This is a genomic window from Serratia sp. AS12 (assembly GCF_000214195.1).
Taxonomy (GTDB): domain Bacteria; phylum Pseudomonadota; class Gammaproteobacteria; order Enterobacterales; family Enterobacteriaceae; genus Serratia; species Serratia plymuthica.
On sequence record NC_015566.1, the window covers coordinates 3,285,312 to 3,310,290 of the forward strand.

The 24,979-nt window shown below is 58.1% G+C and carries 25 protein-coding genes; 16 read left to right on the plus strand and 9 right to left on the minus strand.

Features of this window, described 5'->3' with window-relative positions:
• The first annotated feature begins 138 nt into the window (after nt 1-138).
• Nucleotides 139-759 carry a response regulator transcription factor gene (locus SERAS12_RS15430; RefSeq protein WP_013813525.1) on the plus strand — a complete coding sequence of 207 codons (621 nt, stop codon included), beginning with the start codon at nt 139-141 and terminating at the stop codon, nt 757-759.
• A 53-nt stretch (nt 760-812) separates the two neighbouring features.
• Here SERAS12_RS15430 and SERAS12_RS15435 read toward each other — a convergent pair whose 3' ends face one another.
• From SERAS12_RS15435 to SERAS12_RS15450, 4 genes are read right to left on the minus strand one after another with little or no spacing between them, the layout of a single operon-like run.
• Nucleotides 813-1,634, minus strand: coding sequence for an alpha/beta fold hydrolase (locus SERAS12_RS15435; RefSeq protein WP_013813526.1), 822 nt, complete (start codon nt 1,632-1,634; stop codon nt 813-815).
• Nucleotides 1,635-1,682: 48 nt separating this feature from the next.
• Nucleotides 1,683-3,311: an MFS transporter gene (locus SERAS12_RS15440; RefSeq protein ID WP_013813527.1), complete on the minus strand. Its 1,629-nt coding sequence runs from the start codon at nt 3,309-3,311 to the stop codon at nt 1,683-1,685.
• Nucleotides 3,298-3,726, minus strand: coding sequence for a DoxX family protein (locus SERAS12_RS15445; RefSeq protein WP_013813528.1), 429 nt, complete (start codon nt 3,724-3,726; stop codon nt 3,298-3,300). Before SERAS12_RS15445 ends, SERAS12_RS15440 begins: the two co-directional genes overlap by 14 nt.
• A gap of 4 nt (nt 3,727-3,730) precedes the next feature.
• Nucleotides 3,731-5,608: an amidohydrolase gene (locus SERAS12_RS15450; protein ID WP_013813529.1), complete on the minus strand. Its 1,878-nt coding sequence runs from the start codon at nt 5,606-5,608 to the stop codon at nt 3,731-3,733.
• A gap of 312 nt (nt 5,609-5,920) precedes the next feature.
• On the opposite strand from SERAS12_RS15450, the gene SERAS12_RS15455 reads away from it, so the two are divergent.
• The 5 genes from SERAS12_RS15455 to SERAS12_RS15475 are packed head-to-tail and all read left to right on the plus strand — an operon-like array spanning nt 5,921 to nt 13,219.
• Nucleotides 5,921-6,607, plus strand: coding sequence for a hydrolase (locus tag SERAS12_RS15455; RefSeq protein ID WP_013813530.1), 687 nt, complete (start codon nt 5,921-5,923; stop codon nt 6,605-6,607).
• Nucleotides 6,608-6,661: 54 nt separating this feature from the next.
• Nucleotides 6,662-6,904: a DUF1427 family protein gene (locus SERAS12_RS15460; protein WP_013813531.1), complete on the plus strand. Its 243-nt coding sequence runs from the start codon at nt 6,662-6,664 to the stop codon at nt 6,902-6,904.
• A gap of 1 nt (nt 6,905) precedes the next feature.
• Nucleotides 6,906-7,175 carry a DUF1427 family protein gene (locus tag SERAS12_RS15465; protein WP_013813532.1) on the plus strand — a complete coding sequence of 90 codons (270 nt, stop codon included), beginning with the start codon at nt 6,906-6,908 and terminating at the stop codon, nt 7,173-7,175.
• A 23-nt stretch (nt 7,176-7,198) separates the two neighbouring features.
• Entirely contained in the window at nt 7,199-7,582 is a 384-nt protein-coding gene (locus SERAS12_RS15470; protein ID WP_013813533.1) for a response regulator transcription factor, read from the plus strand.
• Between the two features lie 30 nt (nt 7,583-7,612).
• Nucleotides 7,613-13,219, plus strand: a complete 5,607-nt coding sequence (locus tag SERAS12_RS15475) for an ATP-binding sensor histidine kinase (RefSeq protein WP_013813534.1) — start codon at nt 7,613-7,615, stop codon at nt 13,217-13,219.
• Nucleotides 13,220-13,314: 95 nt separating this feature from the next.
• On the opposite strand, the gene SERAS12_RS15480 is transcribed toward SERAS12_RS15475, so the two are convergent.
• Entirely contained in the window at nt 13,315-14,151 is an 837-nt protein-coding gene (locus SERAS12_RS15480; RefSeq protein WP_013813535.1) for an IclR family transcriptional regulator C-terminal domain-containing protein, read from the minus strand.
• Between the two features lie 244 nt (nt 14,152-14,395).
• Between SERAS12_RS15480 and SERAS12_RS15485 the strand changes: the two genes are divergently transcribed.
• The 4 genes from SERAS12_RS15485 to pcaD are packed head-to-tail and all read left to right on the plus strand — an operon-like array spanning nt 14,396 to nt 17,718.
• Complete coding sequence (locus SERAS12_RS15485; RefSeq protein WP_013813536.1) at nt 14,396-15,082, plus strand: 3-oxoacid CoA-transferase subunit A; 687 nt, start codon at nt 14,396-14,398, stop codon at nt 15,080-15,082.
• Nucleotides 15,083-15,093: 11 nt separating this feature from the next.
• On the plus strand, nt 15,094-15,774 hold the full coding sequence (locus SERAS12_RS15490) for a 3-oxoacid CoA-transferase subunit B (protein WP_013813537.1): 681 nt from the start codon (nt 15,094-15,096) through the stop codon (nt 15,772-15,774).
• Nucleotides 15,752-16,954, plus strand: a complete 1,203-nt coding sequence (gene pcaF / locus SERAS12_RS15495) for a 3-oxoadipyl-CoA thiolase (RefSeq protein ID WP_013813538.1) — start codon at nt 15,752-15,754, stop codon at nt 16,952-16,954. The genes SERAS12_RS15490 and pcaF overlap by 23 nt, the downstream gene beginning before the upstream one ends.
• The gene (gene pcaD / locus SERAS12_RS15500; protein WP_013813539.1) at nt 16,951-17,718 is read left to right on the plus strand and encodes a 3-oxoadipate enol-lactonase; all 768 of its coding nucleotides are present in this window, start codon (nt 16,951-16,953) and stop codon (nt 17,716-17,718) included. Before pcaF ends, pcaD begins: the two co-directional genes overlap by 4 nt.
• Nucleotides 17,719-17,734: 16 nt before the next feature.
• Here pcaD and arsC read toward each other — a convergent pair whose 3' ends face one another.
• The 3 genes from arsC to SERAS12_RS15515 form a co-directional block, all read right to left on the minus strand.
• On the minus strand, nt 17,735-18,166 hold the full coding sequence (gene arsC, locus SERAS12_RS15505) for a glutaredoxin-dependent arsenate reductase (protein ID WP_013813540.1): 432 nt from the start codon (nt 18,164-18,166) through the stop codon (nt 17,735-17,737).
• A 20-nt stretch (nt 18,167-18,186) separates the two neighbouring features.
• Nucleotides 18,187-19,470: an arsenic transporter gene (locus SERAS12_RS15510; RefSeq protein WP_013813541.1), complete on the minus strand. Its 1,284-nt coding sequence runs from the start codon at nt 19,468-19,470 to the stop codon at nt 18,187-18,189.
• A 71-nt stretch (nt 19,471-19,541) separates the two neighbouring features.
• A complete protein-coding gene (locus SERAS12_RS15515; RefSeq protein ID WP_013813542.1) occupies nt 19,542-19,880 on the minus strand; it encodes a metalloregulator ArsR/SmtB family transcription factor in 339 nt (112 codons plus the stop codon).
• 165 nt (nt 19,881-20,045) lie between these two features.
• Between SERAS12_RS15515 and SERAS12_RS15520 the strand changes: the two genes are divergently transcribed.
• Nucleotides 20,046-21,155 carry a YbdK family carboxylate-amine ligase gene (locus tag SERAS12_RS15520; protein WP_013813543.1) on the plus strand — a complete coding sequence of 370 codons (1,110 nt, stop codon included), beginning with the start codon at nt 20,046-20,048 and terminating at the stop codon, nt 21,153-21,155.
• A 121-nt stretch (nt 21,156-21,276) separates the two neighbouring features.
• Complete coding sequence (locus SERAS12_RS15525) at nt 21,277-21,456, plus strand: hypothetical protein (RefSeq protein WP_013813544.1); 180 nt, start codon at nt 21,277-21,279, stop codon at nt 21,454-21,456.
• 71 nt (nt 21,457-21,527) lie between these two features.
• On the opposite strand, the gene SERAS12_RS15530 is transcribed toward SERAS12_RS15525, so the two are convergent.
• The gene (locus tag SERAS12_RS15530; RefSeq protein ID WP_013813545.1) at nt 21,528-22,448 is read right to left on the minus strand and encodes a LysR family transcriptional regulator; all 921 of its coding nucleotides are present in this window, start codon (nt 22,446-22,448) and stop codon (nt 21,528-21,530) included.
• Nucleotides 22,449-22,549: 101 nt separating this feature from the next.
• On the opposite strand from SERAS12_RS15530, the gene SERAS12_RS15535 reads away from it, so the two are divergent.
• The 4 genes from SERAS12_RS15535 to SERAS12_RS15550 all read left to right on the plus strand — a co-directional run bounded on the left by SERAS12_RS15535 (nt 22,550) and on the right by SERAS12_RS15550 (nt 24,971).
• Nucleotides 22,550-23,014, plus strand: a complete 465-nt coding sequence (locus SERAS12_RS15535; protein ID WP_013813546.1) for a DMT family transporter — start codon at nt 22,550-22,552, stop codon at nt 23,012-23,014.
• 5 nt (nt 23,015-23,019) lie between these two features.
• Nucleotides 23,020-23,484 (plus strand): DMT family transporter, encoded by a 465-nt coding sequence (locus SERAS12_RS15540; RefSeq protein ID WP_013813547.1) that lies wholly within the window; start codon nt 23,020-23,022, stop codon nt 23,482-23,484.
• A gap of 114 nt (nt 23,485-23,598) precedes the next feature.
• Nucleotides 23,599-24,195: a hypothetical protein gene (locus SERAS12_RS15545; RefSeq protein ID WP_013813548.1), complete on the plus strand. Its 597-nt coding sequence runs from the start codon at nt 23,599-23,601 to the stop codon at nt 24,193-24,195.
• A 2-nt stretch (nt 24,196-24,197) separates the two neighbouring features.
• Entirely contained in the window at nt 24,198-24,971 is a 774-nt protein-coding gene (locus SERAS12_RS15550; RefSeq protein ID WP_013813549.1) for a DUF3307 domain-containing protein, read from the plus strand.
• Nucleotides 24,972-24,979 lie beyond the last annotated feature (8 nt).

The following is a 24,979-nucleotide window of genomic DNA, read 5'->3' on the forward strand; positions in this document are numbered from 1 at the left end:
CCATGTCTTCATTTTGACATCCGGATCGGGTTAATTAGGGGGTAGCATGATCGCATTTGCCGGCCGAAGAACGGGCGGGCTGCGTGGGGTTCCCTTGGGTACATGCCCGGTTTCAGGGCGTAATTGCAGAGGCAAGCTATGGAACATGTCGTTTATGTCGTCGATGATGACCATTCGGTCAGGCAATCTATCGTCAGGCTGTTAAACTCTGCCGGCTACAGTGCCGTTGATTTTGACTGCGCAGAGGCCTTTCTTTCACACTCCTTTCCTGCCATACCCGGCTGTATCATTCTGGATATGCGCATGCCGAGCGGGGATGGTTTCGAGGTAACCGATGCGCTGAAAGCGAGCGGCCGGGAAATGCCGGTGATCTTCCTTACCGGCTACGGCACCATCCCGCTGTCGGTGCAGGCGATGAAAGCCGGTGCGCATGAGTTTTTGACCAAGCCGGTCGCTTCCGACGATCTGCTGAAGGCGGTTCAGGAAGCCCTCAATCTGGCCGCGGAGAATTCAGATCAGTTGCGCGAGCATTACGAACTGAAACAGCGGCACCTCACGCTGACGCCGCGCGAACAGGAAGTGCTGGAACTGACGATTAAGGGCTTGATGAATAAACAGATTGCCGCAGAACTGGGCGTCAGCGAAATTACGGTCAAGGTACATCGTCGCCGGGTGATGGATAAAATGCAGGTGCGTTCTCTCGCGGATCTGGTGCGTGATGCCGAGCGGTTGAATCTCAGTAAGTCCAAAGCATCCTGACAAATCGGCTCATGTGCAGGCATACAGCGCTCCCTGCACATGAGCCATTTTGCTTAGCGAGCCTGTAAAAACGCCAGGAGATCGTCGTTTAACCGGTCCTGATGCGTTACGGCAAAGCCGTGAGGCGCATTGTCATACACCTTCAGTTCGGCGCCAGGGATCGTTTCAGCGGCCACTTTACCGGTGACGTCAATCGGAACGATTTGATCGTTGCTGCCGTGGATCACCAGCGTAGGCACATCAATCTTCAGCATATCGTCACGGAAGTCGGTTTCCGAGAACGCGGTCACGCACTCGATGGTCCCCTTCAGTGATGCCAGCAAAGCAATGTTCAGGGTCTGGGTCAATACGCCTTCAGAGATCGTCTGGCCGGCATTGATGCCGTAAAAGGGCACGTTGAAATCGCTGATGAACTGGGCGCGGTCTTTACGTAACCCATTGCGGATCCCTTCGAAAACGGACAAGTCCACGCCTTGCGGATGCGTTTCGCTTTTGCCAAACATCGGCGTAACCGCGCCTAAAAGCACCAGACCGGCCACGCGCGCGCTGCCGTAGCGGCCGATGTAGCGGGCCACGTCGCCGCCACCCATAGAAAAGCCCACCAGTGTGACGTCCTGCAGATCAAGCTGCGTGATCAGTTCATTGATGTCCGAGGCGAAAGTGTCGTAGTCATAGCCGGTCCAGGGCTGTTCCGAACGGCCAAAACCGCGACGGTCGAACGCAATGACACGGTAGCCGCGTTCAGCCAGAAAGTTTAGCTGGCTGTCCCACATATCCGCGTCCAGCGGCCAGCCGTGGCTGAACAGCACCGGCTTCCCCGTCCCCCAGTCTTTGTAGTAAATCTGCGTACCGTCGTTCGTTTTAATCGTGCTCATTACAGACCCCTTGGCAGTGTTTATAAACTCAGAGACTGACGGACCCGGTTAAACCGGCGCCACCAGGTAACGGATCAGCGGCAGTGTTTCGCCCTGATGAAATGCGCAAATACGGTTTTGTATTTTCTGGTCATTAACGGTGTAACGCTCCTGCTGACGCAGGTACTCCATCCAGGAACCGACCACAAACGTCTCGACAAAAACGCCGGGCTGAAGAATGTCCTCATACACGGACCAGTTGATGGCGCCGCCGCGCCGCCTGACGCGTCGCATGTCCTGCATGCACACCGTGAAGGCGCGCGCATCCTCTGCCGTAACCAAATATTCGTAGCTCACCATCACCGGCCCACGGTCATGGCGCACATCCAGCTCAGGCGTGGCTCCTTGTTCCGTACTGATGTCCAGATTCAGGTCGGGATCCTGGTCCAAACGCCAGCGGTAAACCGTGGTGCTGGCCAACACCATGCCCAACGCGGCCACGCACAGCGAAGCTGGAATGCCAAAATGCGAGGCCAATTGCCCCCAAATGGCGCTGCCGGCGGTCATGGAGCCGAAGAAGACGGTCAGATACACCGCCAACGCGCGCGCTTTCACCCATTTCGCCGCGCTGCGCTGTGCGCCGAGATTCAGCGTAGACAGCACCGCAATCCAGGAAAAACCGGTGAAAAATTCAAACGCGTTGAGCAGCCAGACATTACGGACAAACGCCAGCGCCAGCATTGTGACGGCAAACAGCAGGCTTGCCAGCACCATCAGCCGATCCGGGTTGAAGGACTTACGCAAGCGAGGCAGTAACACGGCACCGAAGATGGCCCCTACGCCGATAAAGGCCAGCATGATCCCGTAACCGCCCGGACCAAGCCCAAGTTCACGCCGTGCGACCAGCGGCAGCAAAGCCCAGCCCGCACTGCCGAACGTGAAAAAAGCCACCGTACGGACCAGCACATTGCGCAAAACCGGGGCGGCATGTACATAGCGAAACCCGGCGCGAACGGCGGAGAAAAAGTGCTCGGGCGGCAGGCGCTGAACGCTCGGTTCCGCCTTCCAGCGGTAGAGCACCCAGGCTACGCCCAGCACCGAGATGGCGTTGAGCAAAAACACCATCCAGGGGCCGGCGAAGGAAAGAATCAGCCCCCCCAACGCCGGGCCGATGGCGCGGCTGATGTTGATGCCCAATGAATTGAGCGCAATGGCCGGCCCCATCTCATTTTTGCTGACCAAATCAGGCACGATGGCCTGGAACGGCGGCGAACTCATGGCCGCACCGGTGCTCAGCAGGAAGGCCGCAACCAACAACACGCCAGGGGTGACGTGGCCCGTCACCGACAAGAGGGTCAGCCCGGCCGCGGCAATAAACACCCAGACCTGCGAAAACAGCAGGTATTTACGGCGATCGACAATATCCGCCATCACCCCGGAAGGCAGCGCAAACAGAAACATCGGCAAGCTGCTGGCCACCTGGACCATGGCGACGGACAGCGGATCGGCACTGAGCGTCAGCATGGTCCAGTTCACCCCAATATCGTTCATCCATGAACCGATATTGGAAACGACGGTGGCTATCCACAGCATGCGGAACACGCGTTGACGCAGCGGTTGCCACGGCGATGCGTTCACCGCCGGCACCTCTTTCAGCGCTTCAGCCGTGATGCTGTGAATATCATTAATCTGCGTCATAACGCCTCTCCAGCGGCCTGTCTGCACCGATACGCCACTTACCCGGCCCGGTTATCGCCAGCGTGGTAAAGATGATCAGCAGCAGCCAGCCGAATTGCCCTTCGGCGATAGACCAGCCTGGGTGCACGAACAGCATCGCCACCAGCAGCACGCCGATAATGGGCAGACAGGCGATACGCGTACCGAACCCCAGAATAATGAGCACCGGGCAGACCACTTCCGCCAGAATGGCGGGCAACAGGCTCATGTAAGGTCCGAAGCCAAAAGGATCTTCGATGCGTGTCAGTTCTTCGCTGAAATTAAACACCTTCGGCAAACCGTGCACATGCAGCAAGAGCAGGCTGCCGGTCAGGCGCAGGAAGAACAGCCCCAGATCGATCCGGGGCGCGATGAAAAATGCAGATGACGTTTTCATAGGATTAAAACGCAAAGCAGCTGCAGCCGAGCGTGCCCCAGAATGCATTGTCATCTGCAACGGGTACGCTGGCACCGCGGGCAATATCATGATTGTGGGTGTGCACCCCACAAGGGCCGCTGCAATGATGCGCCTGTGACATCATACCGACGCGTGCATTCGCTACCGGCGGTGCGCTGCGGTAGTGACCCGGCACCTTCACCACCGGCGACCAATCCGGCAACACCGGAATGGACGGCGGCGCCAACGGCCCGAACGTGCCGGCGGCATAAACGATGTCGCCACCGACCACCGTCAGCACGGATTCGATGCCCTTGATCTCTTCTTCAGGCACGCAGAAGTAATCCTTGCTGAGCACCGCCATGTCCGCCAGTTGGCCCGCTTTGATCTGCCCTTTTTTGCCCTGCTCGCTGGAGAACCAGGCACTGCCCTGCGTCCACAGCATCAGCGCGGTATCGCGATCCAGACGCGCATTGGCGTCATACATCTGCATGCCGCCCACGGTGCGGCCGGAAACCAGCCAGTAAAGCGCCGTCCACGGGTTGTAGCTGGCCACGCGGGTTGCATCCGTCCCCAGCCCCACCGGCACGCCGGTTTCCAACATGCGGGCCACCGGTGGCGTGTGGCGGGTCGCTTCAATGCCGTAGCGCTCGGCGAAGTATTCGCCCTGGAAGGCCATGCGGTGCTGCACGGCAATGCCGCCACCAAGCTCCTTGATGCGATCGATGTTTTTCTGGGTCACGGTTTCTGCATGGTCAAAGAACCAGTGCAGACCATTGAACGGGATCTCGCGGTTGACTTTTTCAAACACGTCCAGCATGCGGCTGATGGATTCGTTATAGGTCGCATGCAGGCGGAACGGCCAGCGATGCTCGACCAGGTGGCGTACGACACGCTCCAGCTCGTCTTCCATGCCTGGCGCCAAATCCGGGCGAGGCTCCAGGAAGTCTTCGAAGTCCGCGGCGGAAAACACCAGCATTTCACCTGCGCCATTATGGCGGAAGAAGTCACTGCCCTGGCCCGGCGTCAGCATGTCGGTCCATTTTTCGAAGTCTTCCAGTTCATGCCCCGGCCGTTGGGTAAACAGGTTGTAAGCGATGCGCAGCGTCATCTGCTGCTTCTCGTGCAGTTCGGCGATCACTTGGTAGTCTTCCGGGTAGTTCTGGAAACCGCCGCCGGCATCGATGGCGCTGGTCAGGCCCAGACGGTTCAGTTCACGCATGAACTGACGGGTCGAGTTCACCTGCTGTTCCAGCGGCAACTTCGGCCCTTTGGCCAGTGTGGCGTAGAGGATCATCGCGTTAGGGCGCGCAATCAGCATGCCGGTCGGGTTGCCGTTGCTGTCGCGCTGAATTTCGCCGCCTGGGGGGTTGGGCGTGTCTTTGGTATAGCCCACCACTCTCAGTGCAGCACGATTGAGCAGTGCGCGATCGTAAAGATGAAGAATAAACACCGGCGTGTCCGGCGCAGCTTCGTTGATCTCATCCAGCGTTGGCATGCGGCGTTCGGCAAACTGGAACTCCGTCCAGCCGCCCACCACGCGCACCCACTGTGGCGATGGCGTGCGCAGCGCCTGATCTTTCAACATCCGCAAGGCATCCGCCAGCGACGGCACGCCTTCCCAGCGCAATTCAAGGTTGTAGTTCAGGCCACCGCGGATCAAGTGAAGGTGTGAGTCATTAAGCCCCGGAACCGCAGTGTGCCCCTTAAGATCCACCACTTTCGTGCCTTCGCAGTGATGCTGCATCACTTCAGCGACGGTACCGACCTCAAGGAACTTTCCCTCGCGGATCGCCACGGCTTCCGCCAGCGGATTTTCGCGATCGACAGTATGAAACTGCCCGTTAACCAGTATCAAATCAGCTTTGCCCAGCGAAACCATAGATCCTCCTGTCTGAGACGTCCGGTTCAGGCAGAAAGCCGCCGGACACAACGTGCGCGGCCTTTCAGAGCGGCGCGAATTGAAAGGATTATGGAATAGGAATGGGAAAAGACCAGTTATACAAAGGGATAGATATACCAAAGTATAGGTATACGAAAGGTTAGTTATACCAACAGATAATAGTTTCGCCCCCGCCGCCAGCCTAACATTCAGCCTGTTGATAGCGTTTACCACCCGGTAGCTCTCGGCTCTGTCGCTGCGCCAACGGCGCGATGACCTTGTTACTTTTAACCTCATCCCAAAGGTATTTTTATGACAACCTCTAAGCTTGAAGTCCTGACGCCAGCCAACTGCCAGATGATTTTTATCGACCACCAACCTCAGATGGCTTTTGGCGTGCAGTCGATTGACCGCCAGGTGCTGAAAAATAACACCGTTGCCCTGGCGAAAGCCGCGAAGGTATTCAACATTCCAACCCTCATTACAACCGTTGAAACCGAGAGCTTCTCAGGGAATACCTATCCGGAACTGCTGGACGTGTTCCCTGGCAAAGACATCCTCGAGCGGACCTCGATGAACTCGTGGGACGATCAGAAAGTGCGTGACGCGCTGGCCGCCAACGGCAAGAAAAAAGTGGTGGTTGCCGGCCTGTGGACCGAAGTCTGCAACAACAGCTTTGCCCTGTGCGCCATGCTGGAAGGCGATTATGAAATCTATATGGTGGCTGATGCGTCAGGCGGCACCTCTAAAGAAGCGCACGATTATGCCATGCAGCGCATGATTCAGGCTGGCGTGATCCCGGTAACCTGGCAGCAGGTGATGCTGGAATGGCAACGTGACTGGGCGCACAAAGAGACCTACAACGCGGTGATGGATATCGTGAGAGAGCATTCGGGCGCTTACGGCATGGGCGTGGATTATGCCTATACCATGGTGCACAAAGCGCCTTCACGTCAGAAGAGCGAGCACCGCACTCTGGCGCCGGTCGCCGCCCGCTAACCGCGGGAAGCCGGCCGGCGTAAAGCCCGGTCGGCTTCATCACTGGAGATAATGATGAGCGCAGGATTAATTTCCCTTTCCGTCGGCGTCCTTATTGGCTTGCTCTATGGGCTGCTTAAGGTCCGCTCGCCGGCGCCCCCGGCACTGGCGTTGGTGGGGCTACTGGGAATGCTGGCCGGCGAAAGCTTGATGGGACAGGTGCTGCAACCTGAACAGACCGCCAACGCGCAGCGTTGTCAGGCGCAGCCCGGCGCGGCGGCCTCTTCCACTGTAACCTGCCCTGCGAAAGGAAACTGAAATGAAAGCATGGCTCGTTTCGCTGGCCATTGGCCTTCTGGCCGGTATTATCTATGCTGCGTTGAATATTCATTCACCGGCCCCGCCGGTTATTGCCCTGCTGGGCCTGTTGGGGATGCTGATCGGCGAACAGATCATCCCGGTCACCCGGCGGCTGATAAACCGACAGCCGCTGACGCTGGCGTGGTTTCGCCATGAATGCGTCCCCAAAATATGCGGAACTCCACCGGCCAAGTCTCAGACGACAACAGAGGACCCTCCGCTTAAGTAATGACTTGTCAGAGGAATATCAGCATGATGCTGCCGCAGCGCATTGCCATTGTCGATGATGAACGTTCTGTCCGCAGCGGGTTAATCAACCTGCTGCAGTCTGACGGTTACACGACATGCGCCTTTGAATCCGCAGAGGCGTTTTTAAACGAAAAAACCGCGCTGTCAGACGCTTCGTTGGTCATTATCGACATCAAGCTAAAAGGAATGGGTGGCTTCGAGTTTTATGAAAAAATAAAGACTTACGCAACGCCGCCACCGGTGATATTTATATCCGGCCACGGTGATGAGAATATGCAACGGCTAGCCCTTAAACTCGGTGCCGTTGCTTTTTTGCGTAAGCCTATCGATATCGACGCGCTCCTGGGCCTGATCCAACACGCATTGAGAGGCGATAAAAACGCCTGATGACAAGACCGCTTCCTGCGAGAGAGCCGAATGAATGATCCGCTGATACCGCCAGACCGGGCTGCCCTTCCTGATTTTCAGGATGGGCAGTTTTTTGCATTTAAGGATGATGTCATTTTTACCCCCCTGGTTCAGGAGGGCTGCATCGTCTGGATGAACGGGCGGCACCCTTTTTCGAACGGGGCTTTCATCCTCGCCACGGCGGTCAGCGATGAGGCGGAAGCGGACGCGACGCAACTGCTGAAAAATGAATTTCTGCTGCGTCCCTACCTGTCCGACGCCTGGGCGGTGAAACCCGCTGCCTGCACGCAGTATCGCGGCCGATACGCGCTGGTCTATCCGTCTTTTGCCTTTGACTCCCTGGCCCGCATAACGGGGCAGCCAATGGCCTGCATTGCCAGCTTCCTGGAGCTTGCCATCCGGATATGTGCCCCACTGCGTCAGATGCACAGGCACAACCTGATCCACGGCGATATCAAGCCGGGTAACATCTTCATCCAGGGCGATACCTCATGCCGCCTTGCCGGGTTTGGTCTGACGACGGGCACTGCGGAAGAGTTAAAACAAACCCGCCTGCCGTTTTTTGGCGGCACGCTCGCCTATATGTCGCCCGAACACACTTCGCGCACGCAAAGATCGGTGGACAGCCGCAGCGATCTCTATAGCCTTGGCATCGTCTTTTATGAACTGCTGACCGGATCTTTGCCCTTCGACCTCAGCGAAGGTGGCCTGGAGGAGTGGACGCATCACCATATCGCTTCAGAGCCACGTCCGCCTCATCTGCTGCGCGAACAGGTACCGGCCATGCTTTCAACCCTGGTCCTGCGGCTGTTGGCCAAGTCGCCCGATAACCGTTACCAGACGGTCGACGGGCTGGTCGCAGACCTGCGTCGCTGTCAGGCCACTTTGACCAGTGACAATGACATCATGCCCTTTCCTCCCGGATTGCAGGATCGCGCACCTGAGTTTCATCTCGCCGATACGTTGTACACCCCACATCCACAGGGCCGCGAGCTTATCGCCACGTTCGACAAGGTTAATCAGAGCGGAACCCACGCGCTTGCGGTCATCAGCGGGCCTTCTGGCATCGGTAAATCTTCGCTGATCGCCTCAGCGTTAAAAGAGCTGAAAAACCGGCGCACGCTGCTGGCCGTGGGTAAAGTCGACCAGTTTTCGTCGTCGCTGCCTTATGGCGTGCTGACCTCCGCCTTCCGGACGCTGACTCTGAAACTGCTGGGATTGCCGGCAGAAGATGTCGCTCTCTGGAAAACCCGCCTGGCGCGCACGCTGGACGGTTACGAGGGGCTGGCCATTAACCTGGTGCCGGAACTGGGTCTGCTGCTGGAGCGGAAATCCCGGCAGGCCCCCGACGCACTGTCGACCGATGCCCGGGCCCGCTTTAATCTTATGATAGTCAGCCTGGTCAATACCTTTGCCACCCCCGGCTGTCCGCTGGTGTTGTTGATTGACGATCTTCACTGGATCGATGTCGCCAGCTTGCAGGTGCTGGAATATCTGCTTAAAAACAGCGATGCGCTGCCGTTACTGTTGGTGGTTGCCCTGCGCGATCCCTCTTCAGCGGACAACCTTTCGGTGTCTGAGGCGCTGGGCCGGCTTCGTGATGCGGCTCAACGTAAAATCGACATCATACCGGCGCCGCTCTCGGTTAAAGCCGTCGCTCGTTGGCTGGCCGACGTCTTCCAGCGGCGCTCAACCGACACCCTCGACCTCGCTCGTCTGATACATGAAAAAACCGGCGGCAACCCGCTGTTCGTGCATGAGTTTTTCAAACGCATCGTCGATGACGGCCTGGTGACGCACAACAAGTATCAAGGCAAGTGGTATTACGACGTGCCGACCATTCAGGCACGCCATTACACCGAAAACGTCGTCGGGCTGGTATTGCAGCAACTGGAGAAAATGCCCGAAGAAACCCGCAAGCTATTGGGCAGCCTGGCCTGCCTGGGTAGCAGCGGTGAGCTTGGCACCATCAGCCGCGTCCTGAACCTCTCAGATACGGATATCCGCTATCAACTGCACCCTGCGGTTATCGCCCAGTTGATTACCCTGTCCGCCGACACCTACACCTTCCCCCACGATCGCGTGCAGGAAGCGGCCTTCGCCCTGCTGGATGCCGGCGAACGGGGGCACTTGCACCTCACGACGGCAAGTCTGCTGGCCGAAGCTTCACGCCAGGCGGCGGGCAATGAGATGCTGTTCCGCGCCATTCACCATGTGTCCGCAGCCATTGACTGCGTACAGCCGCCGCCACAGCGCAAAATGTTCCGTGAATTGAGCATGCTGGCGGCCCAGCGCGCGAAGCGTTCCGGTGACTACCTCTCTGCACAGCGATACCTACAGACCGCCCGAGCACTCGGCGGCCCCGCGTCTGATAACGCGTCCGATTTCGCGCTGGAGCTGGAAGAGGCCGAATGCGCGTTTTTACTGGGTAACCTGGTCGCGGCGCGGCATTTGAGCGACCGGTTGCTGGGTTCGCCTGGCGGGTTGGCGGAAAAAATCTCCGCCGCCAATTTGCTGGCGGAAGTGCATATGCGCCAGTCGGATAACCCGCTGGCGCTGGAGACCGCATTATGCTGGCTGACGGTATCCGGCATTACGCTTAACCGACACCCCGACGATGCAGAATGCGAGGCGGCCTGGAAAATGCTCCACGCCCGTATCGGTGAGAGCCCGGCCGCTATTTTCAATCAATTGCCGCTCATGGCTAATCCTGAAACGGAAGCCGCGATGAGTTTGCTGGCCCGTGCCGGCCTGTCCGCCAGCTTCATCAGCCCACGCCTGCACTTCATGTTGCTTTGCCAGATGCTGCATCTGACGCTGGAACATGGCATTACCGGCGCCTCAACGTCGGCAATGGGCTGGTTTGGCGTGCTGATTGGTCACCGCTATGACGAATATCGGTTGGGTTTCAAATATGCGGTGCTGGCGCGTGAACTCGTGACGCGCCACGGTTACAGCGTTTACGAAGCGAGAACGCTGCTGCCGCTCGATCAGTTGAGCGTCTGGACCCAGCCGCTATCCTACACCACCGAATGCGCCAAAGCCTGCTTCACGGCAGCGGTGACGCACGGCGATCTGACCGTCGCCTCTTTTGCCGCCTGTCATCAAATCATTAACTTTTTAAGCCGCGGCGATCATCTCGATAACGTGCTGACCAGCATCGAACGGGGGCTGGCCTTTGTGCGGAAATCCCATTTTCCGGACGTTGAGCGCATTATGTTGATCCAGCGGCATTATGTTGAGCACTTGCGCACCGTATCTCCCGGATATTGGGGTGGCATAGATGCGCTGCCCGACTCGCTGCTGCCGACCGCGCCGGAACAGGCGCCGCAGCAAATGTCCACCATGATGTTCTGGTTCTGGCTGTATCGGGGCATGGCGCATTTTGTCGCCGGCGAATACCCGCAGGCGGAAGAGTCGCTGGCGCAGGCCGAATTCTTTGCCTGGTCTGCACCGGGGCATATCCACCTGCTGGATTTGCATCTGTACAGCGCGCTGACGTTAACCGCTCAACTGACGCCGGATACCTTTTCCGTCGAGCACCGGCGCAGGCTGCAAAAGCACCATGACAAAATCGCGCTTTGGGCGCGCATTAATCCAGGCACATTCGCCGACAAAGAGGCGTTGGTGTATGCGGAGATTGTCCGCCTTGACGGCATGAACAGCATTGCGCTCGAGCAATATGAAAAAGCGATAAGGCTCTCGCGGGACTCGGGTTTCACCCCCTGCAATGCGCTGGCTCATGAACTCGCGGGCCGCTTCGCGCTCAGTTGCGGCTACCATACTGCCGCTGATGCTCACTTTCGGGGCTCAATGGCGGCATGGGGGCGTGCAGGTGCTCAGGCCAAGGTGAATCAGCTGAAACAGATTTATCCCCATCTGGTGTCCCCCGGCCAGGCCACGCCTTATGACACCATCGCCTTTGCCCAGAATGAAGAAATACGCGATCTGCAAAGTGTCATCAAAGCATCGCGTGCGCTGTCTGAAGAGATCAATCTGGAGCGGCTGATTCAGATACTGATGACCATGCTGCTGGAGCGTGCCGGTGCCCAGCGCGGCCTGTTGATCCGCGTATTGGATAACAACATTCCTGAAATCGAGGCGAGCGCCTATACCGGCAGCGACGGCATCAGGGTGCGGATCATAAAAGATGTGCCGATGGCCACCGACATGCCGCTGTCGATACTGTCGGCCGTGATCCGCACAGGGCAAGAGATACGCACCGGAAAACCGGAAGAGTTCAGCCCCTTCTCGCAGGATCCTTACCTCGTGACTTCCGGTGCCGCCGTCTTGTGCGTGCCGATGTTCAAGCAGGCGCGGCTGGTCGGCGTGTTGTACCTCGAAAACCGTTTAATGCCTGAAATCTTCACCGCCGAGCATTCGAAAGTGGTTAACCTGCTCGGCGCGCATGCCGCCGTCTCGCTCGAAACCGCAAGGCTGTATGCCGAATTGCTTGAGGAGAACATTCAGCGCAGGCGGGTGGAGAAAGAGCTCAGAGCAAGCCAGACCTCGCTGATGCTGGGCGAGCAGATCAGCCATACCGGCAGTTGGCGTTGGGAGCTGGAGCAGGACCTGATGTTCATGTCCGAAGAATATGCCCGTATTCTCGGCCTGCCCGAAAAGCAAAAAATGATTTCTATGGCGGAATTTCTTACCTTCGTTCATCCGGACGACTATGCGCGCGTCAGCACCGTCGTCACCGACGGGGTGAGAGACGGGCTGCCTCTACGGGCCGAGTTTCGCATCATGAGCGCGGATGGCGTTTGCCGCTACATATTGGGCATAGGTAACCCGGTCGGCGTGGGCACCGAGGTCTATGAATACTACGGCACCATCACCGACATCACCGCCCAGCGGCAGACGGAAGACGCCGTCAGGGTCGCCCAGGCCGAACTGGCCCGCGTTTCCCGCGCGACCACCGTCGGCCAGTTGACCTCGTCCATTGCGCACGAAATCAATCAACCCTTGATGTCGATTGTCTCGAACGCCGGGGCAAGCCTGCGCTGGCTGAACCACGACCCTGTCCGGCATGACAATATTCGTACGGGGCTGGAGGAGATCATTGCAGAAGGCCAGCGCGCAGGTGAAATCATTCGCAGCCTGCAAACCCTGACGCGCAAGCAGGAGCCGGTCTTTTCCCGTATTGATCTGCACTATCTTGTCCGCCATATCATGACCCTGTCACGCAGCGAAATTGAGCAGCGCCGCGTGGCGGTGGAGTATGAACCGAAGGCCGCCGACAGCTTTATCTTTGGCGATAGCGTTCAAATTCAACAGGTATTGATTAACCTGGTGATGAACGCGATCGAGGCTCTGTCTGAGGTGAGCGATCGTACGCGAACGCTTAGGATAACCACGTTGAACCCAGATGACGGCAAGGTTGAGCTACGCATAATGGACAACGGCATCGGGCTGGATCCTGAGGTAATGGAACGGGTTTTCGATTCTTTCTACACCACAAAAGCGCAGGGAATGGGAATGGGGTTGACCATCAGCCTCGCCATTATTGAACGCCATCGTGGCGCACTGAAAGCACAGGCGGTGGAACCCTACGGCAGTTGCTTCAGTTTTGTGGTGCCAACTGTCGGCAATGAGGGTGCGATGAAGCCGCAATGAGCACAGGTATTTGCGTGATCATCGGGTGAAATTCCGGTGGCCCGTCTCAGCCAAACTGCCCCGACTGAGGCGGACCACCGGGTTAGCGGCTACAGCTACAGCAGCAGCGCCAGTTCCATCGCCGCGCGTTGCAGCTGTGGCAGCACCCGCTCACGCAGCTCCACCGAGGAAATTTGCGAAGCATTGACCCCAACGTTCATTGCCGCCACCACGCCGCCGCCCTTGCGCGAATGCATCGGCACCGCGATCGAACGCAGGCCAATTTCCAGTTGCTGATCGTTGATGGCATATCCCTGCCTGCGCACTTTAGCCAACTGTTCACGCAACTGTTCCGCGCTGGTCACGGTGTGCTCGGTCAGCGGTTCGAAGGTCACCCGCGACAGATAATCCTCCAGTTGTTCCTCATTCAGCGCACTGAGCAAAACCAGCCCCATTGACGTGGCGTAGGCTGGCAAGCGGCTGCCGCGCCCCAGATCAATCGTCATGATGCGCTTCACCGAGGCGCGAGCGATATACAAAATGTTGTCGCCGTCGAGCGTTGCCACCGAGCAGGACTCGTTGAGCAGCTTGCTGAGGTAATCCAGCGAATTCTGCGCCGCCTTCGCCAGTTCGGAAGAGGAAAGATAAGCGTGACCGATGGTCAGCACCCGCGGCAGCAGCCGATAATGTCGGCCGTCGGGGCAATGCACAAAACCCAACGCCCGCAAAGTGTAGAGGCAACGGCGCACCGCGGCGCGCGGAATACCGGTAATCTGGCTGATTTCGGAAACCGACATCTGCGAATACTGCGGCTGGAAGGCCTGCAACACCTCTAACCCCCGGGCCAGCGACGCCATAAAGTTGGGATCGCCCTTGTACTTATCGTTGCTTAAATCGCCGATCTCCTGCAGCCGGCGCAGCTCCTCGCCGCCAAATTCCGAAACATCACCCATCCAGATCCCCTTTCTTTCGATGACGCCCGGGCTGATACGCCCGAAGTGCCGAAAACAGTGCCGAAACAACGCCAAATATCGATTTAGTTACCTGCATCACAAAATGAGCAACTCACTCACCAATATTTCGATAATCGCACAATGCGCTGATATTCGCACTTGTCGCTGTATTTTTCATCATTTAATTTAGAGCCAGAACCACCCGTGTGACGCTGAATTAACCGTAGCCTACTCAGGAGAGCAGATGATCGATAAAAACGTGGCATCCGCAGACGCCGCCGTCGCCGATATACCGGATGGCGCCACCCTTATGGTCGGCGGTTTTGGCCCGGCCGGCCAGCCCTGTGCCCTGCTGGATGCGCTGATCCGTCACCGCCCGCGCGAGCTGACGCTGATCAGCAATAACGCCGGTAACGGGGATTTCGGCCTGGCTGCGCTGCTGAAGGCCGGCTGTGTACGCAAAGTGGTATGCTCTTTCCCGCGCCAGTCCGACTCCTGGGTATTTGACGATCTGTACCGCCGCGGCGAACTGGAACTGGAGCTGATCCCTCAGGGCAATCTGGCCGCCCGCATTCAGGCCGGCGGTTCCGGCCTCGGCGGCTTCTACACGCCGACCGGTTACGGCACCAAACTGGCGGAAGGCAAGGAAACCCGTGAGATAGACGGCCGCCAGTACGTATTTGAACTGCCGCTAAAGGCCGATTTTGCTCTGATCAAGGCTGAAAAAGGCGACCGCTGGGGCAATCTGCTGTATTCCAAAACCGGGCGCAACTTCGGGCCGATCATGGCGATGGCCGCCCATTGCACCATCGCTGAAATCAATCAACTGGTGCCACTGGGCCAGTTGGATCCTGAAACCATCATCACGCCGGGGATCTTCGTGCAACGCCTGGTAACCTCCCCGGCAAGCGCAGCGCAACTGTCGGCTTAAGGAACGGACTTATGTCAAAACTCACTCATCAGCAGTTGGCCGAGCGCATTGCTCGCGACATCCCGGAAGGCGCCTATGTGAATCTGGGCATCGGCATCCCGACGCAGATCGCCAACTACCTGCCGGCGGACAAAGAAATTTTCCTGCACAGCGAAAACGGCATCCTTGGCATGGGCCCTGCACCGGCAGAGGGACAGGAGGATCCTGATCTGATCAACGCCGGCAAACAGCCGGTCACCCTGCTGAAAGGCGGTTGCTTTTTCCATCACGGCGACTCTTTCGCCATGATGCGCGGCGGCCACCTGGATATCTGCGTACTGGGGGCTTATCAGGTCTCCGAACAGGGTGATCTCGCCAACTGGAGCACCGGCGCACCGGGGGCCATTCCGGCAGTCGGCGGTGCGATGGATTTGGCGATTGGCGCACGCCAGGTCTTTGTGATGACCGAACACCTGACCAAAAAAGGCGAATGCAAGATTGTCAGCCACTGCACCTATCCTTTGACTGGCGTCGGCTGCATTGATCGCATCTACAGCGATCTGGCGGTGATGGACGTGACGCCTCAGGGCCTGGTGGTACGCGAAATATTCGGCGGGCTGACCCCGCAACAATTACAGGAAGTCACCCCGGTCGGGTTGACCTTTGCCCTTCAGCACGGAGAACCAACGCATGAATCCAGCCTATCTGTGTGACGCCGTTCGTACGCCTTTTGGCCGTCTGAACGGCAGTCTCGCCACTGTCCGCGCCGACGATCTGGCCGCCCTGCCACTGAGAGCGCTACAGGCGCGCCACCCGCAGCTTGACTGGAGCACGGTAGACGACGTGTTGCTCGGCTGCGCCAACCAGGCGGGGGAAGATAACCGCAACGTGGCGCGCATGGCGCTGCTGCTGGCCGGCCTGCCGGTGCAGATCCCCGGTTGCACCCTCAACCGTCTGTGCGGCTCCAGCCTGGATGCGGTGGCGATGGCGGCCCGCGCCATCAAAACCGGTGAAAGCGAGTTGATGATTGCCGGTGGCGTGGAAAGCATGTCGCGGGCGCCGTTTGTGATGGGCAAAGCGGAGAGCGCCTTTAGCCGGGCGATGAAAATAGAAGACACCACCATGGGCTGGCGGTTTATCAATCCGCAAATGCAGGCGCAGTACGGCGTGGACTCTATGCCGCAGACCGCTGAAAACGTGGCCCTGAAGTTTGGCATTAGCCGCCAGGATCAGGATGCTTTCGCCCTGCGCAGCCAGCAACGCACCGCAGTGGCCCAGGAAAGCGGTTTCTTTGCCGAGCAACTGGTTGAAGTCAGTCTGGCGCAGAAAAAAGGCGACCCGCTAGTGTTCCGCCAGGATGAACATCCGCGCGCCACTACGCTCGAGGCGCTGGCGAAGTTGAAACCGGTAGTTAATCCGCAGGGTACCGTCACCGCCGGGAATGCCTCCGGACTGAACGACGGCGCCTGCGCACTGTTGCTGGCCGGAGAACGCGGGGTAGCCCGCCACGGTTTGCAGCCAATGGCGCGCATTGTCGCCAGCGCCGTGACCGGCATTGAACCTTCGATTATGGGCTTTGCGCCAACAGAGGCGGTGCGCAAAGTGCTGAAAATCGCCGGTCTGACGCTCGATCAAATGGACGTTATCGAGCTTAACGAAGCCTTTGCAGCGCAGGCGCTGGCGGTGACTCGTGAGCTGGGACTGAGTGACGACGCCGCACAGGTGAACCCGAACGGCGGCGCGATTGCGCTGGGCCATCCGCTGGGCGCTTCCGGTGGCAGGCTGGTAATGAACGCCGCCTGGCAATTGCAGAAAACGCGGGGACGCTACGGGTTGTGCACCATGTGCATCGGCGTTGGCCAAGGTATTGCGCTGATCATCGAACGGGTATGAATATGGACATCGACTATCGCCTCGATGGCCGCGCCGGTGCGCCGCTGTTGGTATTGTCCAACTCGCTCGGCACCACCTTCGACATGTGGCAGGCGCAGTTGCCGGCATGGTGCGAACACTTTCGCGTGTTGCGCTACAACCAACGCGGCCACGGTGCAACCCCCTTGCCGGAAACCCCGCTGCGGCTGGAAACGCTGGGCAATGACGTTATCGCCCTGCTCGACCGGCTGGGTGCGCCAAGCGCCCACTTTTGCGGCATTTCGATGGGCGGGTTGACCGGGCTGTGGCTCAACCGCTACCACCCGCAACGCATTGATCGTTTGGTGGTGGCGAATACCGCCGCGCGCATCGGCAGCGCCGAAGGCTGGCAGTTGCGTGCGCAGCAAGTGCGTTGCGAAGGGTTGGCGGCGGTGGCCGCCGCATCCCCTTCCCGCTGGTTCACCGAAGCCTTTTTGCAGCGCTCGCCGCAGCAGGTTGCTGCGCTGGTTGACGGCCTGGCAGCAGGCGACGCCGCCGGTTACGCCGCCTGCTGCGACGCGCTGGCGCAGGCCGATCTTCGTGACCAGACCCGCCAGATGGCGCGGCCGATGTTGGTCATTGCGGGGGAGCATGATCCGGTCACCACCGTGGCGGACGCCGAGTTTTTGGTCGCCAACGCGCCACATGCCCGGTTAAACGTGTTGCCGGCCTCGCATATTTCCAACGTGGCCTGCGCGGAAGCGTTCGGCCAAAGCGTTATCGAGTTCCTGACCGAGAAAGGATGACGGGCTGGCGGGGCTGTCATTTTCCCGTGATTCGTTGCCCCAGCGCATCAATCACCGGCTCGCCGTCTTCTTTGCTGAACGGACCCTGCTGGGCATCCGGCAGGATATCCAGCACCGCCTCCGACGGACGGCACAGCCGCGTGCCCAACGGCGTCACCACGATCGGCCGGTTAATCAAAATCGGCTGCTGCAACATAAAGTCGATCAGTTGAGCATCGCTCCACTGTGTGCCTGCCAGCCCCAATTGTTGGTAAGGTTCGACGTTTTTTCGCAGCAACTCACGCGCGGAAATGCCCATGTCGGCAATCAGTTTAACCAGTTGGGCACGGCTGGGTGGCGTCTCCAGATACAAGATCACCGCAGGCTCCACGCCGCTGTTACGGATCAATGCCAGCGTATTGCGCGAGGTGCCGCAGGCCGGGTTATGGTAAATGGTTATCTGGCTCATGGGGTTCTCTCTTGTTAACACTAAAACGACAGGCGCAGGGCCAGAGCGGCCAACGCGACAAACAACACCGGAAGAGTCATCACTATCCCCACCCGGAAGTAATATCCCCAGGTGATGACGATATTTTTCTGCGACAGCACATGCAGCCACAGCAGCGTAGCCAGGCTGCCGATCGGGGTAATTTTCGGCCCCAGATCGCTGCCTATTACGTTGGCGTAAATCATCGCCTGCTTGATCACGCCGTCCGCGTTGCTGCCGTCGATCGACAGCGCGCCCACCAGCACCGTCGGCATGTTATTCATGATCGAAGACAGGAACGCCGCCAGAAAACCGGTCCCCATCGTGGCCACCCACAGCCCCCGCTCGGCCAGGCTATCCAGCATACCGGACAGCAGATCGGTTAATCCCGCGTTGCGCAAACCGTAGACCACCAGGTACATGCCCAACGAGAACACCACGATCTGCCAGGGCGCACCACGCAACACTTTACCGGTATCAATCGCATGCCCCCTTTTCGCCACTGCCAGCAGGATCAACGCCCCCACGGCGGCGACCAGGCTAACCGGTACGCCAAGCGGCTCCAGGCCAAAGAAACCCACCAGCAGCAAGGCCAACACGCCCCAACCGGCTTTAAAGGTCGGCAAATCGCGGATCGCCTGGCGCGGCGGTCGCAGCAGCGCCAGGTCATAGCTCACCGGAATATCCTTGCGAAAATACAGGTGCAGCATCACCAACGTTGCGACAATGGCGGCAATGTCCACCGGCACCATCACGGCGGCATACTGAGTAAAGCTCAGCTTGAAAAAATCCGCCGAGACGATGTTCACCAGATTAGAGACCACCAACGGTAGGCTGGCTGTGTCGGCAATAAATCCCGCCGCCATCACGAACGCCAGCGTGGCGCCCGAGCTGAACCCCAGCGCCAGCAGCATCGCAATCACAATCGGCGTAAGGATCAGCGCCGCGCCGTCGTTGGCGAACAGCGCCGCCACGCTGGCCCCCAGCAACACAATATAGGTGAACAACCACCGCCCTTTACCCTTGCCCCAGCGCGCAACGTGCAGCGCCGCCCACTCAAAGAAGCCGGATTCATCCAGCAGCAGGCTGATGACGATCACCGCGATAAAGGTCGCCGTGGCGTTCCAGACAATGTGCCAAACCAGCGGAATATCAGCGGGGTGTACCACGCCGGTCAGCAGCGCCAGCACCGCCCCGAGCGAGGCGCTCCAGCCAATGCCCAACCCTTTTGGCTGCCAGATCACCAAAATGAGCGTCAGAATAAAAATTGCCCCAGCCAGTACCATCATCGCTCCATGGCGCACCACGCCATAAATACATATGATTTTTCGAATATATAAAAACAAATTTTTTGACGTTACCGGCAGAGCGCCTGGCCACCCGTTGCAGCTTGCTGCGCCAGTTCGGCAAACCGTTGCTGCTGGCTGAGCCAGGCTTGCTCGATAATCGCCGCAGCCCAGGCCGGCATATGCGGTGACAACCGGTAAAAGATCCACTTACCTTCACGGCGATCGAGCAACAGGCCACTTTCACGCAGCATAGCGAGATGACGGGAAATTTTGGGCTGCGACTCGTCTAACGCGCCGGACAGCTCGCATACGCACAGTTCCCCTGCCTGGCGCAACAATAACACCAGGTTCAATCGGGTGTCGTCCGACAGATTTTTAAACAGTTTCAGCGGTGTCAGTAATGGCATGGATTTCTCTCCGAATGATAACCGCCATCATAATTCACAGCCAGGCGATGTCAACAACACATATGGATAATCAAATATAATGATCGTTTTACAGGGCATCCGCGAACGTCAAGGCCCTACTGACGCACTATACTGAGTACACCGCCGTAGATCTGGAGATGTGTGATGCCGCTACCCTTCAAACGTTCGGAAAGGCTTACCCTTGGTACGGAGATAGAACTGCAGCTGGTGGATAATGAAAGCTGCGATCTGTCGCACAAGGCCGACCGGGTGGTGAAGGACGTCGGCGACAAAAAACGCGTCAAGCACGAGCTGACTAAATCGATGGTGGAATTAAACAGCTCGGTGCATACCAATATCGGTGAACTGTTGGCCGAACTGAACGAGTTGACCGGGAAGATACGCGCCAGCGCGCAGCGCATTGATTGCGACGTCTGCGGTGGAGGCCGCCATCTGAGCAACGACTGGCGTCAACAGGTCATTACCGACTCCGAACGCTACAAATTGCTGGCCAGCCGCTTTGGCTACCTCTCCAAGCTGGCCTGCGTGTTCGGCCAACATATCCATATCGGCGTCAACGACGGTGATGAGGCTATGTATCTGTGCCATGCCATGACGCCCTATTTGCCGCATCTGATTGCCTTGAGTGCCTCTTCGCCGCTCTACCAGGGCGTCGATACCCTGTTTGCCAGTTCCCGTTTCAGCGCGCAAAACTCTTTCCCCAACTACGGCTGCCTGGAGCAAATCTATAATTGGGACGAATTCACTGTCTATTATGAAAGACTGACCAGTGCCGGGGTGATTGAAGGTATCAAAGACATTTATTGGGACGTGCGTCCAAAGCCGGAGTTAGGTACGGTGGAAGTCAGGGTCTGCGATACGCCGTTGCATATTCACCATGCGGCCACATTAGCCGGTTACTGCCGGCTACTGGCCAGATACCTGTTGGATAACAGACAAAGGGTTGTTGCGGAATATGTCGCCTTTACCAACTACAACAAGATCAATGCCTGCCGCCACGGCTTTGGCGCCGACTATGTGGATCCCGCCACGCTGCGCCGCTGCAGCCTGACATCGCATATGCTGGACACACTCGCCGCCCTGCGGCCTGGCGTGCAAAACAGCGAAGAAAACGCGCTGCTCGATGATGTTGAGCATTACGTCAAGATCGCGCTGAACGATGCGGACCGCATACGACGCCTGCGGCATAACGACCTGCAGCAAAAGGACGTGATCAAACAACTCTGCCACGAACTGTTGCAACCGCCGCATTAAAACGGCTCACCACCACACAGGTTTCAGCTATCGATTCCATACGCCAAAGCGACTGTTCATTACGTGCTATTCCCCTACAATCAGCCTTAACAAAACACCATTTATTCTCACCGGGGGCACGATGTACAATTTCTCACGCTATCAGGCAAAAGAACTGGCGCTGGCTTATATGAGCGGCAAGAAACACGATCTGTCGCCGCAAGAATTTCTGCAGCAGTTGAAAAACAGCGAAAGATCTTTTGAATACTTGCTGAAGCACGGCGCCGAGCAGCAACGCGAAGTGTTGGTAAAAAGCTTTTAAACCCCACCGTGGCCTTCGCCGGTGGCATGCCGAACAGGCGTGCGTATTCCCGGCTGAATGACAATGCGTTTTCATGTCTGACGTTGAACGTCCCAATAAGGCCGTTCTCCACCCAAGTGCGCCAGCAGGAAATCGACAAAGGCCATGACTTTCGCCGGCACGTGTTTGCGTTCCGGGTACACGGCATAAATCGCGTGTTCAGGCAGCTTGTAATCCGGCAACAGTTCGACCAACCGCCCCTGCGCGAGATCGTCACCGACGATAAAGGTCGGCATCTGACAAATACCCAGGCCGGCGAGCAACGCTTCACGTAGCGCCTCACTGTTATTCACCTGGTAATTCCCTCTCGGCTGAAAACGCACCGCCCCTTCAGGCCCCTGAAACTGCCATTCGCTGCCGGCGCGGTAATAGCTGTAAAACAGGCAGTTATGCTGCGCCAACTGCGCCAGATCCTTTGGCGTGCCGCAGCGCGTCAGGTAAGCCGGCGCAGCGCACAATACGCTGTAGCAAGGTGCGATACGCCGGGCAATCAGGCTCGAATCGGCAAGCCGCCCTATGCGGATCGCCAGGTCATAGCCTCCTTCCACCAGATCGACCAGCTTATCGTCCATCATCATATTGATTTCCACCTCCGGGCAGGCAGCCAAAAAAACCGGAATCAACGGCGCAATATGCAAACGGCCGAACACCATCGGCACGCTGAGCCGCAAAATGCCCTGCGGCTGCCCCTGCAAGCGCGTGATGGCGTCTTCCCCTTCTTGCGCCACCGCGCAGGCGTTCCGGGCATAACCAAAATACTGCTCGCCCGCTTCGGTCAGGCTCAGGCTGCGGGTGGTGCGATGCAGCAACTGCACGCCCAGCGAGCCTTCCAGCTGGGTAATGCGTTTACTTACCGCAGACTTGGTAATGCCCAGCCGCTGGCCGGCCGCTGAAAAACTGCCGCATTCCACTACCGCCACAAACAGCGGGATCGCCGCAAAATTATCGGTCATTTATCGTCAACTTTTACTCAACAATGAGTTTCCATTGTAGTGGATTATGACGATAACAAAAACAATGTACGCTGTTCGCCACTGTAAAAATGGAACCTGACATGATGATACGCGGACGTTTTTCCGATCCTTTGCTGGCGTTAACCGCCGGTGCTTTGCTGGCCCTGATGATCAGTGTCAACAGCGGACTGGCGAGCTATAACAGCCCGCTATTCGCTTCGTGGGTGGCTCATGGCGTTGGCGCGATCGCCGCCTGGTTGTTGCTACAGTTGCTGCTGAGCCGCCGCACGCACCTCTCTTCTGCGACGGTGCCGGCGCCCCCCCGCTGGGCCTATTTGGGCGGTATTCCCGGTGCCCTGACCGTGGTAGTGGCCGCCATCACCGTCAATAGCCCGCTGGCGCTTGCCGGTAGCCTGGCGCTCATGCTTACCGGTCAGGTATTGTTCGGCATGCTTTCCGACAGCCGCGGTTGGTTTGGCGTCATTCAACGCCGCCTGCGCACCAACGACATTATCGCTACGCTGCTGATCCTCTCCGGCTGCGCCCTGCTTATTTTTCTGAGATAACCGCCATGCTAACCTTGGTATTCCTCGCGCTGTTCAATGGCGTCTGCATCAGCATCAGCCGCGCGGTCAATGGCCGCCTGGCGTTGAGTCGCGGCGCTTTCCAAGCCTCGCTCTGCAATCACATCGTCGGTTTTTTGTTCCTCAGCCTGCTGCTGGCGACGGGGAGAGGGTTCAATGGCCTCCCGCTGGGTCATGCCCCGTGGGGAGCCTACTTCGGCGGAGTCATCGGTGCGCTGTTCGTGGCGCTGAACAGCTATGTGCTGCCGCGCCTTGGCACGCTGCGCGCCGCACTGCTGATTATCAGCGGCCAAATGCTGGCGGGCGTCATCATCGATCGCCTGCGCGACAGCGGCGCTCCAATCGGTACGCAGATCTTGGGGGTCGGGCTGATCCTGCTCGGCGTCGCTCTGGCGCGGATGGAAAAACCCCTTATTACGCTGATCCATGACGTTTTTAAATTGCGCGAATAATTCGCCTTTAGAAGCGAATAAATGCAAAATTCGCATTCAGGTACGAATAATTGACATATTCGTATTTAGGTGCGAATTTTAACGGTAAGTTATCGCTTCAGAGCAGAGAAAGACATGCAAACGCAACTCAGCGTAATCACCGGTGATCTGGTCAACTCCCGGCAGTTCGACACCGCAAATTACATTACCGGGCTGAAAGCCCTGCTCAACCGGCTGCAACAGGCCAATCTTATACAGCGGTTCGAGATTTTCCGCGGCGACGGCTTCCAGGCGGTGGCCGAATCGCAATCCGGCCTGCTGCTGGCGGCGTATATCCGTATCGCACTCAAAGCAATGGACGCCGGCCAGTGGGACGCCCGCATCGCGGTAGGCCTGGGAGACGGCCAGGAACGAGCGGCCGGTTATGCCAGCGCCTTTGTGAATTCCGGTCACGCGCTGGACAGCCTGGATAAAAATTGCAGGCTGGCTCTGAAAAATGACAATGCCGAGACGAATGCCATTGTCAGCGATCTGTTGCCAATGTTAGATCATGTGATTGGCCGTCTGTCGCAGACCGAGGCGCAGATAGTACAGGCGCGGATGTTTGCCGCCACCAACCTGGAAGTGGCAGAGAAACTGCATAAAGCCGCATCCACGGTCTCCGCAACGCTAAAACGCGCAGCCTATGAGGAGATCATGCGATTTATTCACGCGATTAACAGGATCACCTGAAGATGGATTTAACCTACGCGCCGTTGCTGACCTGGTTGCTGATTGTACATTTGCTGGCTGATTTCCCGCTGCAACCGCTCAGTTGGGTAGAGGATAAAATTCGCCGTCGCGCGCGTTCGCGTTTCCTGCTGTTGCATGCCTTGCTGCACGGCATATTGGCCGCCTGTGCGGTGGCGACTTTCGGCTTGCTTCATGGCGGGCTCTCCGCCGCGGCGGCGCTGGCTACTTTGCCGGTTATCGCTATCAGCCACTATTTTATCGACCTGCTGAAAGTCACCCTTCTGGCCCGCCTCAGCCGGGCCGGCGGCTTTCTTCTCGATCAATGCCTGCATCTGACGGTGATTGTTCTGTTGTGGCTGTGCCTGACGCCAGAACCCCGCAGCCTGATCGCCACGATTGGCGCCGCCGCTACCGGCAGGCAGTTTGGGCTGATGTTACTGGCGTATTTAGTGATTTATATGCCGATGGGCGTACTGATTGGGCAATTGCTGGCGCACTGGACACCGCAAATGCCGCCCTCGGCCAAAGCCGACAGCGATTCGCTGTTACGCGCAGGCAAGCAGATTGGCTACCTGGAAAGGACGCTGATCCTGACGTTTGTGTTGATCGGCCAAATTCCGGCGATCGGCTTTTTGCTGGCCGCAAAGTCTATTTTTCGCTTTGGCGACCTGCGGCAGAGCGATGATAAAATGCGTACCGAGTATGTGCTGCTCGGCACGCTGTTTTCCTTTACGCTGACCATCTTGCTCGGTCTGCTGGTAAAAAAATTGTTATAACCGCCGGG